General features: G+C 62.5%; 21 protein-coding genes and 1 pseudogene. 13 read left to right on the top strand and 9 right to left on the bottom strand.

Annotated features, from left to right (window positions below; genetic code table 11):
• The first annotated feature begins 446 nt into the window (after positions 1–446).
• Positions 447–602, top strand: a complete 156-nt coding sequence (locus tag PD885_RS21310; RefSeq protein ID WP_002807859.1) for a hypothetical protein — start codon at positions 447–449, stop codon at positions 600–602.
• A 159-nt stretch (positions 603–761) separates the two neighbouring features.
• Here the strand turns inward: PD885_RS21310 and PD885_RS04625 are convergent, their stop codons facing one another.
• Positions 762–2,057, bottom strand: coding sequence for an IS5 family transposase (locus tag PD885_RS04625; protein ID WP_231892760.1), 1,296 nt, complete (start codon positions 2,055–2,057; stop codon positions 762–764).
• Positions 2,058–2,186, bottom strand: coding sequence for a hypothetical protein (locus PD885_RS22390; protein WP_276526628.1), 129 nt, complete (start codon positions 2,184–2,186; stop codon positions 2,058–2,060). It lies immediately after the preceding gene.
• Positions 2,187–2,408: 222 nt separating this feature from the next.
• On the opposite strand from PD885_RS22390, the gene PD885_RS04620 reads away from it, so the two are divergent.
• Positions 2,409–3,098: a hypothetical protein gene (locus PD885_RS04620; protein ID WP_002807829.1), complete on the top strand. Its 690-nt coding sequence runs from the start codon at positions 2,409–2,411 to the stop codon at positions 3,096–3,098.
• A gap of 9 nt (positions 3,099–3,107) precedes the next feature.
• On the opposite strand, the pseudogene PD885_RS04615 reads toward PD885_RS04620, so the two are convergent.
• Both PD885_RS04615 and purT read right to left on the bottom strand, forming a co-directional pair.
• Positions 3,108–4,233: pseudogene (locus PD885_RS04615) on the bottom strand (IS3 family transposase).
• Between the two features lie 467 nt (positions 4,234–4,700).
• The gene (gene purT, locus PD885_RS04610; RefSeq protein ID WP_002807827.1) at positions 4,701–5,903 is read right to left on the bottom strand and encodes a formate-dependent phosphoribosylglycinamide formyltransferase; all 1,203 of its coding nucleotides are present in this window, start codon (positions 5,901–5,903) and stop codon (positions 4,701–4,703) included.
• Between the two features lie 129 nt (positions 5,904–6,032).
• On the opposite strand from purT, the gene PD885_RS04605 reads away from it, so the two are divergent.
• The 6 genes from PD885_RS04605 (at position 6,033) to PD885_RS04585 (ending at position 9,384) form a co-directional block, all read left to right on the top strand.
• The gene (locus PD885_RS04605; RefSeq protein ID WP_002807826.1) at positions 6,033–6,902 is read left to right on the top strand and encodes an SPFH domain-containing protein; all 870 of its coding nucleotides are present in this window, start codon (positions 6,033–6,035) and stop codon (positions 6,900–6,902) included.
• An 8-nt stretch (positions 6,903–6,910) separates the two neighbouring features.
• Positions 6,911–7,180 carry a hypothetical protein gene (locus PD885_RS04600; protein WP_002807825.1) on the top strand — a complete coding sequence of 90 codons (270 nt, stop codon included), beginning with the start codon at positions 6,911–6,913 and terminating at the stop codon, positions 7,178–7,180.
• 3 nt (positions 7,181–7,183) lie between these two features.
• Positions 7,184–7,363 (top strand): type II toxin-antitoxin system antitoxin, encoded by a 180-nt coding sequence (locus tag PD885_RS04595; protein WP_002807824.1) that lies wholly within the window; start codon positions 7,184–7,186, stop codon positions 7,361–7,363.
• A gap of 90 nt (positions 7,364–7,453) precedes the next feature.
• Positions 7,454–7,609, top strand: coding sequence for a hypothetical protein (locus PD885_RS21305; protein WP_156775368.1), 156 nt, complete (start codon positions 7,454–7,456; stop codon positions 7,607–7,609).
• Positions 7,610–7,660: 51 nt separating this feature from the next.
• Positions 7,661–8,459, top strand: a protein-coding gene (locus PD885_RS04590) for an IS5 family transposase (protein ID WP_088056673.1) whose coding sequence is annotated in 2 segments (ribosomal slippage) — positions 7,661–7,932 and positions 7,931–8,459 — 801 coding nt in all. Because the reading frame shifts where the segments join, the coding sequence is not laid out codon by codon here.
• Positions 8,460–8,586: 127 nt separating this feature from the next.
• A complete protein-coding gene (locus PD885_RS04585) occupies positions 8,587–9,384 on the top strand; it encodes a M15 family metallopeptidase (RefSeq protein ID WP_040762594.1) in 798 nt (265 codons plus the stop codon).
• A gap of 37 nt (positions 9,385–9,421) precedes the next feature.
• Here PD885_RS04585 and PD885_RS04580 read toward each other — a convergent pair whose 3' ends face one another.
• The 5 genes from PD885_RS04580 to PD885_RS04560 form a co-directional block, all read right to left on the bottom strand.
• Positions 9,422–10,096, bottom strand: coding sequence for a DNA-3-methyladenine glycosylase family protein (locus PD885_RS04580; RefSeq protein ID WP_002807819.1), 675 nt, complete (start codon positions 10,094–10,096; stop codon positions 9,422–9,424).
• Between the two features lie 2 nt (positions 10,097–10,098).
• Positions 10,099–10,470, bottom strand: coding sequence for a DUF423 domain-containing protein (locus tag PD885_RS04575; RefSeq protein ID WP_002807818.1), 372 nt, complete (start codon positions 10,468–10,470; stop codon positions 10,099–10,101).
• Between the two features lie 98 nt (positions 10,471–10,568).
• Complete coding sequence (locus PD885_RS04570; RefSeq protein ID WP_002807811.1) at positions 10,569–11,750, bottom strand: polyketide cyclase; 1,182 nt, start codon at positions 11,748–11,750, stop codon at positions 10,569–10,571.
• Between the two features lie 368 nt (positions 11,751–12,118).
• Complete coding sequence (locus tag PD885_RS04565) at positions 12,119–12,760, bottom strand: response regulator (protein WP_002807809.1); 642 nt, start codon at positions 12,758–12,760, stop codon at positions 12,119–12,121.
• Positions 12,760–13,956 (bottom strand): sensor histidine kinase, encoded by a 1,197-nt coding sequence (locus PD885_RS04560; RefSeq protein WP_002807807.1) that lies wholly within the window; start codon positions 13,954–13,956, stop codon positions 12,760–12,762. The genes PD885_RS04565 and PD885_RS04560 overlap by 1 nt, the downstream gene beginning before the upstream one ends.
• 256 nt (positions 13,957–14,212) lie before the next feature.
• On the opposite strand from PD885_RS04560, the gene PD885_RS04555 reads away from it, so the two are divergent.
• From PD885_RS04555 to PD885_RS04535, 5 genes are all read left to right on the top strand, one after another.
• A complete protein-coding gene (locus tag PD885_RS04555) occupies positions 14,213–14,812 on the top strand; it encodes a GNAT family N-acetyltransferase (RefSeq protein ID WP_002807805.1) in 600 nt (199 codons plus the stop codon).
• A gap of 3 nt (positions 14,813–14,815) precedes the next feature.
• Positions 14,816–15,556 (top strand): septum site-determining protein MinC, encoded by a 741-nt coding sequence (gene minC / locus PD885_RS04550; protein WP_002807803.1) that lies wholly within the window; start codon positions 14,816–14,818, stop codon positions 15,554–15,556.
• Between the two features lie 37 nt (positions 15,557–15,593).
• Positions 15,594–16,403 (top strand): septum site-determining protein MinD, encoded by an 810-nt coding sequence (gene minD / locus PD885_RS04545; RefSeq protein ID WP_002807802.1) that lies wholly within the window; start codon positions 15,594–15,596, stop codon positions 16,401–16,403.
• Positions 16,404–16,405: 2 nt separating this feature from the next.
• Entirely contained in the window at positions 16,406–16,663 is a 258-nt protein-coding gene (gene minE / locus PD885_RS04540; RefSeq protein ID WP_002807801.1) for a cell division topological specificity factor MinE, read from the top strand.
• Between the two features lie 135 nt (positions 16,664–16,798).
• On the top strand, positions 16,799–17,290 hold the full coding sequence (locus tag PD885_RS04535; RefSeq protein ID WP_002807800.1) for a hypothetical protein: 492 nt from the start codon (positions 16,799–16,801) through the stop codon (positions 17,288–17,290).
• Positions 17,291–17,444 lie beyond the last annotated feature (154 nt).

Raw genomic sequence — 17,444 nt, 5'->3', positions numbered from 1 at the left:
CCTGGCAGCTCAGCAAAAAGCAAGAAACGGGTCGACTTGACCGCACCGCCGCAGCCCAAAGCCGTGGCAGCGCTGCGCGTTCTTCCCGGAAATTACCGAGGCAGGGATCAGCCAAGGTTTACCCAGACAGCTAGGGTGGGCTGGTACGGATTCAGACGGCAGTCTTACACTCTCCGGCGGACAGGCGTCACAAGGAAGATCAAATGAGACTGTATTTTCCGATCCTCGTTTCTTCTTGATCACCCTCGCTGGCCACTCCTTCGGTGATGCGATCACGCACAGATCGAGGCGGCAGAATTCGGCCTGCGCGGCGCCACCTTCAATGGCTACGGCGCTGCGAATCTGACTCACTACGTGCCGCAAAGCGGCATCGCGGTGATCAATTACGTGCTGGCCGGCGATCCGGCGCCAACCCCGGCGCTGCGCCGCCCAATCCGCTGCTGGCGATGCGCCTGGGCGATCAAAGCGGCACCAACCTCACTGGCACACAGAGCGTGCTGGCACCGGCCCGGCTGGCGCAGTACCAAGCCAGCTACGCGCACACCTACCTGATCGAGACGGCGGCAGACTTCTATGCGCAACGCCATGAAGGTGACGCCTGAAACGGCGGCACCGTAGTCGCTTGATGGCTGCGACATGATCGAATCCGTCGGCGAGCTATTGGTTCAACGATGCTAGCCGCGCAAGCGCGGGCGACCTCGAACCAGGGTTGTTCGGTCTGACCGCTTTGCGAAGAATTAGTCGCCCCTGAAAAATCCCCTTCAAGCGCCAAGTGCCGTCGGTGACAGCGGCACGGTACTCAAGGATGACCATCCCATCGCCCGCATCCAGGCACGCAAAAACGCGATCCAGCGCAGCAGCCAGCGCAGGTTGTAGCCGGCCGCGCAGCCGAGCACGTGCAGCGCATCGCCTTGGGCACCTTTCAGCCTGCAGCGACGCAACCTGCAGTCGTCTTTCAGATGTCCGATCACCGGCTCCACCGCCTGCCGTCGCTTGATCCAGCGCCATTGCCGTCGCGTCAGCGTCTTGGCCTTGCCGCGATGCAGGACCTGCACGCCATCGACCGCGCGCCCGCGATAGCCCAGGTCCACGATCGCCACCGTCGGTTCTACGCTCACATCCTGCAGCAACCCGCGTGTCTGCTCCAGCTGCTCGGCCAAGGTATCGCCGTCGTACGGGTTGCCCGGGAAGCTGCGCGCACCCACGACCAATCCCTTGCAGGCGGTGACCGCAATGCCGACCTTGACGCCAAATTCGTACGCTTGACGCGCCTTGCCCTTGCCGATGCATTCCACTTCCGGGGCATGCAATGCGTAGGGTTTTTGTTTGTCCTTCGGACGCTGCGTGCACAGCCGTTGCGCACGTTCCAGCCAGACAGCGATGCGCTCGCGCACGCCGGTGTTTACCTGATCGAGTTTGCGTTGGATGTCGCGCACGAGCCGTCCCAGCACTGTGCGTTGACGTCGCAGCACGCGCCGCATCCGCTTGAACTGGCGCGCATGCGCATACCGACCTGCCTTGCGGCTCAGGGCCGGGCCTTGCCGCGCGTAGCTCTGCCGCAATCCGATGCTGTGCCGCTTGGCCAGTAACACCAGCTTCTTGCGTGCCACCTCCAGCAAACGGCTGTCGGTCGGATAGGCGATCGCCTTTTCCTGCACCGTGGTGTCCACGATCACCCGCGACAACTCGCGTGCGTCCACCGCCTGCATCGCGTGCGCGGCGTTGATGGTGTGCGCCAGCAGCTCTTCCATCCCGGCCTCACCCAGGCGCTGCCGCCAGCGCGTCAGCGAGCTGGCATCGCACGGCAAACGCGTCTGGAACACGACCTCGCCGGTGAAGAACTGCCAGTACGGATTCTCCAGCCAGCGCTCGCACACCGCTTCATCGGACAGGTCGTAAGCGTGTTTGAGGTAGAGCAAACCGGCAATCAGCCGCACCGGCAATGCCGGCCGACCGCCACCGGCCTGGGTGGCCGGCAAGCGCGATGAAAGTGCTTGCTCCAACGCCGTCCACGGCATCCGTTGGCTCAGCCGCGCCAGCGGATGACGCAGATCGATCTAGTTCTCCAGCCGCGAACGAAACAACTCGTCGGCGGGTCTGTCTTCGGCAGCAGGACGGCGTGTACGCATGGGCGCAAATTGCAAGAAACCAGCCTTCAGCGTAGCGAACACTGGTAGTTTTGGCACGCCGGTGCAGACATCAAGGCCTTGCGGTCGTTGGGTGGTTGGGTGGTTGGGTGGTTGGGTGGTTGGGTGGTTGGGTGGTTGGGTGGTTGGGTGGTTGGGTGGTTGGGTGGTTGGGTGGTTGGGTGGTTGGGGTTTTTCAGGGGCGACGAATTACACCAACGTTGTGAACCACAATCGCCGCCAACTCAAATAGCGGCCTGACAGGCAAGCCGGAGAAGCGACATGACATCAGCACGCGACGAGCGCACGGGACAGTCAGCACGCGACAAGCGCACGGGACAGATCGTCGACGCCGAACAGCTGTGGATGATCAATCCGGTCGATAAGCTGGGCTATGAGTGTCGGGGTTGCAGTGCCCAAGTAACTCCTTGCTCGTATTGGCCGGAGAACAAGGTCCGTCCCTATTTCAGAGCCTACGATGGGCACGAGATTGGGTGCGACGTCAAGGGCGAGGGCGAATTGGTGCAGCGCGCACAGAGGCAACGGGTAACAACCATGGAGGGCTTCTCCGGCAGGTTCCCAAACCGCCTAGTGCTCCGTGACACTCATCCTGTGGCCGACTCGGATGGGTCTTTGACGGTTCCGACAGGCAGTGAAAGACGCCGAAACGGCGCGAATGGATCGAGCCAGACGCTTCGTGATCGTCAATGGGCAGCTCAGACCATTCGGCCGATTTGCCGCACTTTCATAAATTACCCGTTCGACCGTGACCTCCCTTTGGCAGTGCCTGGGGTCGCAGTTGATACCTACCAGCGCGTCTTTCGTTCCTTAAAGAGAGATCAAGTCATCCAGTACTCCGAGCAACGTCTTTTCTACGCCCCTATCAGTTGGAAGGCGCCAATCGAAGACGATAACCAGATCGAAATCCAGTTGAGCTACGGCGAATGGGCGACGTCCCCCCGCCCTGAGTAGCGGCCGGGTTTAGAGTCCGGGCCTGATGATATCGGTGTTTGTCAGATGTTGGGCATAAGCGGCCGGCGTCATGCCGCCGATTGCTTTCTTGGGTCGGTCCTCGTTGTATTCGCGTCGCCAGCGTTCGATCTCGGTGCGCGCGTGCAGCAGTGTTGGGAACCAGTGCTCGTTGAGGCATTCGTCGCGTAGTCGGCCGTTGAACGATTCGACGTAGGCGTTCTGGTTCGGTTTGCCCGGCTGGATGAGCCGTAGCTGCACACCACGGGCGTGCGCCCAGGCGACCATCGCCCTGCCGCAAAACTCCTTGCTGTTGTGCCCCGAGGGCAGGCTTCGCGCTCGGTGCGGATCACCTGCGGCAGGCCACGGCTGTGTGCCAGTCGGTCCAGCACGCGCGCAACGCCGTGTCCCGAGATCGCGCGCTCCACGTCGATGGCGACCGCTTCGTGGGTTGCGTCGTCCACGATCACCAGACACTTGATCACCCGGCCTTCGGCGGTGCGGTCGAACACGAAGTCCATCGACCACACCTGGTTGGCCTGCGATGGCCGCAACAATGGTTGGCGCTCGCCCACCGGCACCTTCTTGCGCCTGCGGCGCCGGACCTGCAACTGCTGTTCGCGGTACAACCGCTCCACACGCTTGTAGTTCACGACGCGTCCTTCCTGTCGCAGTTTGAGATAGATCATCCCCACGCCATAGCGGCGATGGCGATGCGCCAGCGCAAGAATGCGCTCGCGTAGCTCAACGTTGCGGTCTTCGCGCGGGCAGTAGCGCAGCGCACTGGCGCTCATGCCGATCGCCGCCAAGGCGCGACGCTCGCTGGCACCGCACCCGATCCACTCGCGCACCAGCGCACGACGCGCGGGTGCGCTCACCACTTTTTTCGCAGCGCATCCTTGATCAGGTCGTTCTCGAACAGCTGCTCGGCCAGCAACTTCTTCAGCCGCGCGTTTTCGGACTCAAGGTCCTTGAGTCGCTTGGCATCGGGCACGCTCATTCCGCCGAACTTGCTGCGCCACAGGGAGTACGAGGCCTCACTGAAGCCATGGCGCCAGCACAGGTCTTTGATCGCCACGCCTGCTTCGGCTTCGCGCAGGAAGCCAATGATCTGCTCTTCGGTAAAACGCTTCTTCACGTCCAATCTCCTCGGGGTAGGGAATTGGACTCCAAACTGAGGCGCTACTCAAAATCGGGGGGACGTCGTGGGAAGAGCGTAACCTCAAGCGCCCATACCGGGTGAGGATGGATTGGAAGGACTAGAGCGCAGCGAAGTGCACCTATGTTTCCCGAGAAATCGAGATCGCCAGGTTGGAATATATGGCGGCGAAGAAAAAGGGCGACAAAGATGAAGGGTTGGCTGTTCTTCATTGGAAAGCAGGACCAGACCGATCCGACGCTCTTTCATGTTGACGATCATCGACTCGTTTGTTGCCTGGTCGCCGAAATAATTTACCCACCCTGGCCAGCTAAGCGTCCTGCAAAGAGGCAGGCTCCCCGTCGTGCGGTTCGGCCCCATGACTGAAGGTGCATCCTCAAAGCCCATATCGCTGGAGTGGGAGTTTATGTTTGTCTCCTAGGGCGCACCTATGCCGATCGCTGTGTTCAGGCGCTCAGTTGAATCTGCAATGCCGCAGCGGCCATGCGCGCCTTCGCGCGCGCGGCATCGATGCTGTCGGCGCGTGCCAGCGTGACGCCGACACGGCGGTGACCGTCCACGCGCGGTTTGCCGAACAATCGCAGTGCGGTGTCCGGGTCGCGCAATGCATCGGCGACGTTGTCGAACACTGGGACGCCGTGACCATGCGCGAGCAGCGCACATGATGCGGACGGGCCGCTCTGACGAATCACGCCACCGTGTTCGGCGCCAACCGGCAGGCCGAGGATAGCGCGGGCATGCAGCGCGAATTCGCTTAATTCCTGCGACACCAGCGTGACCAGGCCGGTGTCGTGCGGGCGCGGCGAGACCTCGCTGAACCACACCTCGTCGCCTTTGACGAATAACTCCACACCGAACAAGCCCCAGCCGCCGAGTTCATCGGTGATGGCCTGCGCGATCTCTTGCGAACCCTGCAATGCAGCCAGCGACATCGGCTGCGGCTGCCAGCTCTCGCGGTAGTCGCCGTCCTTTTGCCAATGCCCGATCGGGTCGCAGAAGGAGGTGCCGCCGGCATGCCGCACGGTCAGCAAGGTGATTTCGTACTCGAAGTCGATGAAGCCTTCGACGATGCAGCGCCCCGCACCGGCGCGCCCGCCGGTCTGCGCATATTCCCACGCCGCATCGATGTCCGCTTCGTTACGCAAGGTGCTCTGGCCCTTACCCGAGGACGACATCACGGGCTTGACCACGCACGGCAGACCGACTGCGGCGATCGCATCGCGGTACTCGGCTGCACTATCGACAAAGCGATACGGCGAGGTCGGCAAGCCCAGCGTTTCGGCAGCCAGGCGACGGATGCCTTCGCGGTCCATGGTCAGGCGCGCGGCGCGTGCGGTCGGGATGACCTTCTGACCCTGCTCACGCTCCAGCACAACCAGGGTCTGGGTATGGATCGCCTCGATCTCCGGCACGATCAGATGTGGCTGTTCCTTGGCAATCAGCGCACGCAACGCCTCGGGGTCGAGCATGTCCAGCACATGCGAGCGGTGCGCGACCTGCATTGCCGGTGCGTTGGCGTAGCGATCGGCGGCGATCACTTCCACGCCGAAGCGCTGCAGTTCGATCGCTACTTCCTTGCCCAGTTCTCCCGAGCCCAGCAACAACACGCGAGTGGCGGAAGGCGACAACGGCGTGCCGAGAGTAGTCATTGAGCGCGGTCCAGATCAGAAGGAGGCGGCCATTCTAACGGGCCCTCTCCACAACCACGGACCAAAGGCCTTGCAAAAAAAGATATCACTTTGATATCTTTTTTGAACCTACCCAAGGAGACTCGCACCATGAAAGAGAAGCCGATCAGCTCGCTGCGGGGCATCCCTGTCATTCTTGCAGCCGGCGCGGCGTTCGCGGGCACAGCTTGGTTCATGCTCGCCACAATGGCCGCCATCAGCTTGACGCCGAGTGGGTTCCTCACTTCGCTGCTGGTGGTGGCGCTGGGCATTTTCATGCTGGCCGGCCTGTACACGCTGGAACCGAATCAGGCCGCGGTGCTGAGCCTGTTCGGCAAGTATGTCGGCACGGTCAAAGACCCGGGCCTGCGTTGGAACAGCCCCTTCTACTCCAAGCGCCGCGTCAGCCAGCGCGTACGTAATTTCGAAAGTGGCCGGCTCAAGGTCAACGAACTCGATGGCAGCCCGATCGAGATCGCTGCGGTGATCGTGTGGCAGGTGTTGGATGCCTCGGAGGCCGTGTACAACGTGGACGATTACGAAAGCTTCGTGCATATCCAGTCCGAAGCGGCGCTGCGCGCGATGGCCACCAGCTACCCCTACGACCAGCACAAGGATGATCAGATCTCGCTGCGCAGCCATCCGGCCGAAATCAGTGAGCAGCTCAAGCGGCATCTGGACGAGCGCCTGACCCAGGCTGGTGTGGATGTGATCGAAGCGCGCATCAGCCACCTCGCCTATGCACCGGAAATCGCCCAGGCCATGCTGCAACGTCAGCAGGCCAATGCGGTGATCGCCGCACGCACGCGCATCGTCGCCGGTGCGGTCGGCATGGTTGAGATGGCGCTGGCCGAGCTGCAAAAGAACGGTGTGGTGCAATTGGACGAAGAGCGCAAAGCGCACATGGTCTCAAATCTGCTCACCGTGTTGTGTTCTGATCGCGGTACCCAACCGGTGGTCAACGCCGGCTCGCTGTATTGAGGAATGCCATGGTGCCGCTGGTCGTCGCTCTTTCCGGTTTGCCGGCGCTGGCGATCGCGGCCGCCATTGGGGCCGACGATCACGACCGCGCACGCGGCCTGGGCCTGCGCTGGGCCTTGATCAGCCTGGTCATTCTGGTCGGCGCCGCATGCCTGTATTGGGCCGGCGACAACCGCGCCGGCATCTACGCGGTGGTGATTGGCATGATCATCGGCGTCAACGTGTTGATCGTCTCGGTGGTCATGCACCTGCGCCGCCACAGCGGCAGTGGGAAATAACGCGTGAGCGAAAAGAAGGCTTACCCGCTGCGCATCAACGCCGATGTTCTGGCCGCCGCGCAACGTTGGGCGGACGACGAACTGCGCAGCCTCAACGCGCAGATCGAATACGTGTTGCGCGATGCACTGCGCAAGGCCGGGCGCTTGCCGAAGCCGCAGGGAGACAAAGAGCCAGGTGCTTGAACAAGAAGCAGGTGTGATTGATCGCCGGAACGGCTCTGCGCCCATTCGATAAAAAACCGCGCCCGCCAAGTCACGCTCAAGGATCAATGAATGCATGTGCTGCATGGAGATGGCGTTGTTGGCGCACTTCAGCGCCGCTATCGTTTTGCATATGTTCGCGCCATTGCTGATCAACATGTCGCCTATTTAGAGCGGCTAACAAACGTAGCGAGCATTCGCCAGGTGGGTGCGCAGTCGTTTTGTTAGCCACTCTTAGAACCTGTTCACGATCTTTCCTGATTGGTGCAGACTCTGCGGATGCGCCAAAAAACCTATCCGAGCGACATGAGCCGGGAGCGTTTCGAACACATCCTCCCGATCCTGGAACAAGCGCGCAAGCGCACCAAGCCACGCCGAGTGGATATGTATGAGGTGTGGTGCGCAGTGTTGTACGTGCTGCGAACCGGTTGCCAATGGCGAGCGCTACCCAGCGACTTTCCGAAGTGGCGGACCGTGCACGCGTACTTTGCCAAGTGGGGCGAGTGCGACGATGAAGGAGTGAGCCTGCTGGAGCGGGCGCTCAAAAAATCAGGTTGGCGTGGCCCGCCAGAAACAGGAGCGCAACATCTTCAGCAGGTTCTTGATCGTGGACGCGCAGAGCGTCAAGAACACGGACACAGCCGGGCAAAAGGGATATGACGCGGGCAAAAAGGTGTCGGGCATCAAGCGGCATATCGCTGTTGATACCCAGGGGTTGCCCCATGCCATCGCGGTGACGACGGCGGAGGTGACCGACCGCAAAGGTGCGCTGCGGGCGCTGGAGCGCTGTCAGTCAAACTTGACGCATGTACAAAGCCTGCTGTGCGACAGTGGTTACACCGGAGTACCGTTTGCCGAAGGCGTGCGAGAGATTCTAGGCGAGCAGCTCACGGTGCAGATTGCCAAGCGCAGCGAACTGCACACCTTCAAGGTCATGCCCAAGCGCTGGATCGTCGAGCGCAGTTTTGCCTGGCTGGAGAAAAACCGAAGGCTGTGGAAGAACTGCGAGCGCAAACTCAACACCAGCTTGCAGTTCATCCATCTGGCCTTCTTGGCGCTTCTAGTCAAAAGATCGTGAACAGGCTCTTAGAGCGTGTTATGTACGTTGGGGGGGAGCGCGAGGTGCGTAACACATCTAGGCGCACGCAAGCATTCGCGTCTCACCGGATTGGCAGCCCTCACGCAGCGCCCGCTAAGCTGTATGCATGCGCAATTCCCCACGCCTGCTATTCAATACCCGCGACATCGAACTGTGGCCCGCGGATCTGCTGCGTGCGCGTGGTAACGCGGATGCGCGCGTGTTGGCGCACTCGGATTGGGTGATGCGACGCAAGCGCGACGGGCGCTATCTGGCTGCACATCTACCACAGGGCGTGATGCCGCTGATCCCGCGACTTGCGCAAGAGTCTGGGCTGGATGAGGCGCTGACGCTGTTGGAGACGCTCCACAGGCGTGGGCCGGATCGCACCAATACGCTGCTGCCCGTCAATGGCGTGCAACATCGATTGGCGCAACTGGCCATCGACATGGACGCGTATCCGCGTCAGACCGGGCTGCGCCTGGTACCCGAACCTGCTGCCTTGCACTTTGCCGGGCGCGATCGCTTCTCACGGCCGCTGTGGCTCAGCGCTGGCGCAAGCCGTGCGTGGCGAAACATGCGGGCCGATGCCGCGCGCGCCTGCATCCTGCTCGATGCATTGTCCGGTTATCGCAGCCACGATTACCAACTGGCAATCTTCGAACGCAAGCTCGCGCGCGGTATGACGGTGGCGCAGATAGTGGCGGTCAACACCGCGCCCGGTTTCAGCGAACACCATAGCGGCGATGCGCTGGATATCGGCACGCCGGGGCAGCCACCGGTGGAGGAATCGTTCGAAACCACGCCCGCTTTTGCCTGGCTGAGCGCCAATGCGCAGCGATTCGGTTATCGCCTGAGTTATCCACGCGACAACCCGTACGACATCATCTACGAACCGTGGCATTGGCGTTGGTCGGCGGCGTAATGCGAGCGGCAATCCACATGCACATCGGCACGAATGGCTACTCTTGCGAGCGGGGTGTCGGCACCTTGGTCGCCACGCTGAAGTCGGCGATCTTCCACAGATAGAACGCGGCGTAGGTGCGATACGGTCCCCAGCGTTCGCCGCGCACGGCCAGCTCCTTCGGTGTGGGCATCTGTTCCTGCTTGTCCACGCGTTGGGTACCCTTGCGCACGCCCAGGTCGTCGATGGGCAGCAGATCCGGGCGGCCCAGGCGAAACATCAGCATCATTTCCACCGTCCAGCGACCGATGCCGCGCACCGGCACCAGCGCCTCGACGATGGCCTCGTCTTCCATGAAGGCAAGTCTGCGCAACGAGGGAATTTTTCCTTCCAGCGCGCGGCGTGCAAGATCGCGCAGTGCGAGCGCTTTGTTGCCTGAGACGCCGCACGCACGCAACGCCGCGTCGTCGATACGGCCGAGCGTGTCGGCATGCAACCGCTGCGCACCGATCGCCACTTCCACCCGCGCCACGATCGTCGACGCCGCCTTGCCGTTGAGTTGCTGAAACAGAACCGCGCGTGCTAGCGCATCCACCGGGTCGAACGGTTTGCGCCAGCCCGATTGCGGGGCGATCGGGCCGATGCGTTTCATCCACACACCCAATGCACGATCGCGCCGACTCAGATGCGCGAATGCTGCCTCTACATCGAATCCGCGGGCGTGGCGCGGCATGCTCAGCGCCTCAATGCGCCGATCGCCAGCACCACCCAGCCCAGCATCAGGCTGAACCCGCCGATCGGCGCCAGGCTGGTCGGCCACTGCGGCAAGGCGCCGCCAACCAGACTGCCGGCAAACAGCAGCGTGCCGAGCAACAACAGAGACAGACCGACTCGTCCAAGCGCACGCGTTTCGGTGGTGGCCAGAACGGTCAATACCGCGCCGTGGCCGAAGGCATACAACGACGCTAACTGCAGCCGCGATTGCACCAACGCATCGGACACGCCATGCGAGGCGTACGCCGACAGGCCAACCGCAACGGCGGCCAGCAATGCGCCGCAAAACGCGAGCAGCGAGGGGTGTTTCTTACGGCGATCGAGCAAGGACATGCAGGGAAGTTCTCTTTACAACGCAGCGGCGCAAAAAAAAAACGCGCCGCAAGACTGCGGCGCGTTTTCGTCTGGATCACATCATCGTCGTGGAACGATTACTTGATGGCCCAGTAGACGTCGTAGGTACCGTCCGGCGTAAAAGCCTTGTCCACGCCGCCCTTCCACGACTCGTACGGACGCTCGGTCACATCGTTGCCGCTCGTGGCAGCCCAGGCGCGCAGCGAGTTACGCACTGCATCCAGGCCGGCCATGTGGCCTGCGTAGCTTGCAAAGGCGGAACGGTGTGCCTTGGTCCGCTCGTACTTCACCGGTGCTTCGGACGGGATGTTGACCTTCAACTCTTCGCCCGTTGCAGCCACCGGGGTCGCATCCACGGGTGCGGCCGTAGCTGCGTCGTCCTTCTTGGCGTCAGCCTTGGCGGTATCGGCCTTGCCACCGGCCTTCGGCGCGCCACCGGCACGCTTGCGGACCGGCTGCACGACGTCGAAGGCGTACTTGTCGCTGGCGAAGTCGGTGGTCACGATGCGAACCGGACCCGCAGCCTCAAGGCCGTTGGAGTCCATCACACGCTTGATCCACTCCTGATTGTCCTTGATCGACTTCTTGATCGTCTCATTGTCACGATCGATGTTGCCTGCGGTGACGACCAACAGGTCCTCAGCCGGCACATCGACGATCTTGAGATCGCTCAACACCGGCTTGCCATCCAGTTCGGCGCGGTAGTCGAAATTCGGCACGGTGGCCAGTGCAGTTGCCAGGCGCGCCAGACCCAACTTCAGGTCGTCGCCCACGTGGCGGCTGACGTACAAGCCGGCATAACGACCGAGCAGGTTCCAGCCGTACTTGACGCTGTAGTCCTGGGTGATCTTGACGTTCTTGTTATTTTTGCCGGTCGGTGCCAGGGTGAAATTGGTGACCTTGTCGTAGCCCTTGGTGGGGTCTTCGATCGCGATCTCAACACGCTCGTTCTTGACGGTGTTTTTGATTGCCCAGCTGCCCTTGCCGATATAGCCCTCTTCGGAACTGTATTCGACGCGTGCACCCTTGCCCTCTTCCGGGCCGGTCAGCTTCAGCTGGATCTTCGGGTCACGCAGCACAAGCGGGTTCCAATCCTTGAAACGACGGAAGCTGTTCACGGTGTCGTAAACAATCGTCATTCTGCGGTTTGTCTCAACACTCTCGGACATGTGCCGCTCCGAGGGCAACACCAAGCCCACCACGACAAACAGGCCAGCCACAATCCCTAAGGCGATCAGGAACTCGATAATACGGGTCATTCAGAAGGTCTCCGGGGCCGATCCCACGGCCGGGTTGAGTGAAGCCAAGCCGCCATCGTAGCAGGCTTCGAGAAAGATGGTCAGTTGTGCGACGGGTAGCGCGGTCTGACAGTGTCATTCAGCGCGCAACACGGTGTTTGGGGGACTGCGCAATCCCTACCTGCACAAGGGTTTGAGCGGATTTCGCGCCGCTACATCATGCGCAGCGCGCGCCGCGTGTGTGTGATGCGATTGCTGCAAGAGCCGCTTGCGCTGTTCTCCCCTGACTACATCGCGTGGCGGCGCCCGGACCGAACCGCAGTGAATCGAATCCCGCACGCCGGTGTAGCGGAGCGCGCCCGAACCTGCACGCTGCCGGGCGATGCCGATCAGACCAATTGCAATTCGAAGGCCTTCAGCACCGCGCGGGTGCGATCGCGCACGCCAAGCTTGGACAGAATGTTGGAGACATGATTCTTGATGGTGCCCTCGGCCACGCCCAGCGAATTGGCGATCTCCTTGTTCGAAAAACCGCTGGCCATCAGCCGCAGGATTTCGGTCTCTCGGTCGGTCAGCGGATCCGGCCGATCCAGGCTGACGAACGCGTTGCGCATGTGTTCCAGGCCCGACAGCAGACGCTGGGTGACCGCCGGCTGCACCAGCGAGCCGCCGTCGGCGACGGTGCGGATCGCGCCGACCAATTGTTCCAGCGAGACATCCTTGAGCAGGTAGCCCTTGGCGCCAGCCTTGAGGCCGGCCAACACCAGCTGGTCGTCGTCGAAGGTGGTCAGGATGATCGTCGGCGGCAGCGTGCCGTTGCGCGAAAGCATCTGCAGCGCCTCCAGGCCGGACATCACCGGCATGCGCATGTCCATCAGCACAACATCCGGCTGGATCTGCGGAATCTGCTCGACCGCCTGCTTGCCATCCGCGGACTCTGCCACCACTTCGATGCCGTTATCCAGCGCCAAGAGCGAGCGGATGCCCTGACGTACCAGGGTTTGATCATCGACCAGGCACACACGGATCATCACAACACTCCTTGGGTAACGGCCGCAGGCATCAGTGCCGGCGCGCCTGGAACGGCGATGCGCAGGCCGAAGCCGCCCCCCCGCCGGGTTTGAATCTCGAGCTGGCCACCATACTGGTTGAGCCGTTCACGCATGCCACGTAGCCCGTTGCCAGGCGCCACCGCATCGGCGCCGTGGCCATCGTCGCGGGCGTCGAGCAGCACGGTCTCGGCATCGCGGCGGACCTGGATCCATAGATTGCGCGCGCCGGCGTGGCGCACCGCATTAGTGATGATTTCCTGGGTACAGCGCAGCAGCACGTGGGCGCGCTCGGGGTCGTCCAGGGTCAGCGGCTGGGCGATGTCCAGATGGATGTCCAGCGACGGCACCTGGGTGACCAGCGGGCGCAACGCCGCTTCTAGATCGATCGCGCCGCTGTCGCGCAACTGGCTGACCGCCTCGCGCACGTCGGTGAGCAGCAACTTGGCCAAGCTATGCGCCTGGCGCACGTGCTCCTGGGCCTGGCCTTCGGTGATATGCCCGGCCACTTCCAGGTTGAGGCTCAGCGCGGTCAGGTGGTGGCCTAGCAGATCGTGGAGTTCGCGCGAAATGCGGGTGCGCTCGTTGATGCGCGCGCTGTCGGCCAGCAGCGCGCGGGTGGCGCGCAGTTCGGCATTGAGCCGGCGCTGCTCCTCGCGCGCATCGGTCTGCTGGCGCGCAACCAGGCTGGTCACGAAGATGAACATCGAAAAGCCGCCGTACAACAGCGACTGCATCAGCGCAGCGAACAGGGTGAAGTCCCGGCGCAGGTAGTAGAACACCGGCAGCACCGCCAGCTGGCTGAGCACCAGCCAAGCCACACCGACATGCAGCGGCAGCAACCACGGGATTACTCCGGCCGCCACCATCATCAGGATGCTGCCCAGCCCAGTTCCGCTCAGATAGCTGACCGCCAGGGCGCAGACGGTCAGCAGCAACAGGATCAGCCGGTCGTACCAGTGCGCATGGCCGCCACTGTTCAAACCGCGGGCCAGCCAGAAGTAGCTGGCGCCGAAGCCGATGAAGAACGCCGACATCATCAGCGCTTCCGCCACGCTGCGGCGGTCGCCCTCCTCGGCCGGCGGCCAGTAGGTGTAAACCAACGGCATGGCGATCATCGCCCAGGTGAACAGGCCGGCGAAGCGCAGGACGCGCGTATGACTGAGGTATCCCAACATGGGGGCATCTTAGGCGTAACCCGCGCCGCTGCCCTCTTGCCGGAAGTCATGCATGCGGCTTGTTACCTGCTTACCTGCATGCCCGGGCGTTCGCGCCCCCCGGCGTAGGCGCGTTGTGTGCCACTGCGTCGGCAGCTCGCTTCGCCCCTGTCGCCACCGGGATCGCGCGCCTCAGGTCGCCGCTTCGGGCCACGCGTGTAATAATCCGACGCAGATCCGATTTCGGATCGAGAGCGTTACCCCCCACGGAGTCCTAATGTCGATCGTCATCCGCGACGTGCGCGAGCACGAGCTAGATTCCGTCCTGGCCCTGAACAACAATGCCGGACTGGCGATCCTGCCGCTGGATTCAACCAAACTGCAGCGTTTCTACGAGCAGGCCGAGTATTTCCGCGTCGCCGAGCGCGACGGCAATCTGGCCGGGTTTCTGGTCGGGTTCGGTAGTGGCAGTGCCCATGACAGCAGCAATTTCGCCTGGTTCCGGGACCGTCATCCGGAATTCTTCTATATCGACCGCATCGTGGTCGCCAGCCGCCGTCGCGGCGGTGGCGTCGGGCGTGCTTTCTATGCCGATGTGCAGAGCTACACCGAGCTGCGCTACCCGCAGTTGGCCTGCGAGGTGTTCCTGGACCACGGCGCCGATGCGGCGTTGCTGTTCCATGGCAGTTTCGGCTTCCGCGAGGTTGGCCAGAACACCATGGCCGACGCGGAAGTGCGCGCTAGCATGCTGATGAAAGACATGTGCAGCTATCCGTGGGTCAAGGAGACCTATGGCGGCAAGTTGCCCGAAGACTTGCCGTGGGTTGGCAGGCCGCGCCATGCAGCCGCCACCAACCACCCATCGACGGGGATCTGAGCAGTGTCAAGCGTGAATGTGGATTTTGAACAGGCGGGCGAACTGAAGATCGGCCAGGTGGGCATCGCCAATCTGCGTGTGCGCACGCTGGACGTGCCGCGGCTGGTGCGCGAAATGCGCGAGCGCGTGACCCGCGCGCCGAAGTTGTTCGGACGTGCGGCGGTGATCCTGGACTTTGGCGGGCTGGCTCAAGTGCCGGACGTGGCCACGGCCAAGGCACTGCTGGATGGCCTGCGCGATGCCGGTGTGCTGCCGGTGGCACTGGCCTATGGCACCAGCGAGATCGATCTGCTGTCGCAGCAGCTCGGCGTGCCGTTGCTGGCCAAGTTCCGTGCGCAATACGAGCCGGTTGCAGTCAGCCCGCCACCGCCGCCGCCCGCGCGTGCCGAACCTGCAGCGCCGGCCGCGCGGCCGGCGCCTGGCCGCATGCAACGCAACGCGGTGCGCTCGGGCCAGCAGCTGTATGCGGAGAACTGCGACCTGACCGTACTCAGTACGGTAGGCGCCGGGGCGGAGGTCATCGCCGACGGCAGCATCCATATCTACGGTACTCTGCGCGGCCGCGCTTTGGCCGGCGCTCAGGGCAACCCTGACGCGCGCATCTTCTGCCGCGACTTCCACGCCGAACTGGTCGCCATCGCTGGCCACTACAAGGTGCTGGACGATGTTCCCATGGACCTGCGTGGCAAGGCCGTCCAGGTCTGGCTGGAGCAGGATCAGATCAAGATCGCTGCGCTGGACTGACGCAGCCCAACCACAGAAATATTTCGGAGAAATCCTTTTGGCTGAAATCATCGTAGTCACCTCCGGCAAGGGCGGCGTCGGCAAGACCACCACCAGCGCAAGTCTGGCCTGCGGGCTGGCGCGGCGCGGCAAGAAGGTCGCCGTCATCGACTTCGACGTCGGTTTGCGCAACCTGGACCTGATCATGGGCTGCGAGCGGCGCGTGGTGTACGACTTCGTGAACGTCGTGCATGGCGAAGCAACGCTCAAGCAGTCGCTGATCAAGGACAAGCGGTTCGACAATCTGTACGTGCTGGCTGCCTCGCAGACCCGCGACAAGGACGCGCTGACCCAGGACGGCGTGGAGAAGGTGCTCAAGGACTTGGCCGCCGACGGCTTCGAATACATCGTATGCGATTCGCCGGCCGGCATCGAAAAGGGTGCGTTCCTGTCGATGTACTTCGCCGACCGCGCGGTCGTGGTGGTCAACCCCGAAGTCTCGTCGGTGCGCGACTCGGACCGCATCATCGGCCTGCTCGATTCCAAGACCCGCAAGGCCGAGGAAGGCAAGACCGTGCCCGCGTTCCTGCTGCTGACCCGCTACAGCCCTGGCCGCGTGGAAGGTGGCGAGATGCTCAGCATCACCGACGTGGAAGAAGTGCTCGGCCTCAAAGCCATCGGTGTGATTCCCGAATCCGGCGACGTGCTGAATGCCTCCAACAAAGGCGAGCCGGTGATCCTGGATGTCGAGTCCCCAGCCGGCCAGGCTTACGACGACGCGGTCGCCCGCATTATGGGCGAAGAGCGCCCGATGCGATTCATATCCGTGGAGAAGAAAGGCTTCTTCAGCAAGCTGTTCGGAGGGTAAGCATGGGCCTGCTCGATTTTCTCAAGAGCAAGAAGAACACCGCCGAGACGGCCAAGAACCGCCTGCAGATCATCATTGCGCAGGAGCGCAACCACCGCGGTGGGCCGGATTACCTGCCACTGCTGCAGCGCGAGTTGCTGGAAGTGATCAAGAAGTACGTCAACATCGATGCAGGTGCGGTGCGGGTTGATCTGGTCAAGGATGGCGAGCACGACGTGCTGGATATCTCGGTCGCCTTGCCCGAAGACGGCGACAAGTAGGAGCGACCAGCAAAAACGACTGCGCTCACCGTCAAGGCTGCTCGCTACGTGCTGCCAGCCGCTCCAAATCATCTCGACGGCACTGTGTTCGCACGGTGCCGTTTTAAGATCTGACCCGACCGCGAGCCCTCCCGCGTGACCATCGATTCTTCTTCCGCATCCGACTCCGCCACTGTGGTGTGCGTGGGTGATATCGGCCTGAACGCTCCCGCCGCCTTACTCGCCCGCTATGGCCTGCACCTGCATCGCGTGGATGATAGCGCGCCGATTCCCGGCAGTTTCTGGGGCGAACCGGAAGCCGGCATCATCGGCTGCGATGTCTATGTGCGCGACGACACACCGGTACATTCGATGCTGCACGAGGCCGGGCATTTGATTGTGTTGCCGGCAGACAAACGCGCCGCGGTGCATACCGACGCCACCGATTCGGTGGACGAAGAAGACGCCACCTGCTATCTGCAGATTCTGTTGGCCGAGGAATTGCCCGGTATAGGCAGCGCACGTTTGATGGCCGACATGGACAGCTGGGGCTACACGTATCGATTAGGGTCCACGCGCGCCTGGTTCGAGCAGGATGCAGAAAACGCGCGCAATTGGTTGAGCGATCGCGGATTGATGCCGGTTTGATTCGCGCTGAATCGCGCTGAGTGATGTAGAGACGCTGCAATCAGTATTTGTGGTGAGCCCCCAAGTGACGAAAAGACCGCAAGCGCTGACAGTCGAACTGTCATACATGCGTGCACTTTGCGATGTCGGGAAGGAGCCATCGCCGTGTGATTGC

Source organism: Xanthomonas fragariae (assembly GCF_900183975.1).
Lineage (GTDB): Bacteria > Pseudomonadota > Gammaproteobacteria > Xanthomonadales > Xanthomonadaceae > Xanthomonas > Xanthomonas fragariae.
This window is presented reverse-complemented; position numbering and strand designations above follow the sequence as displayed.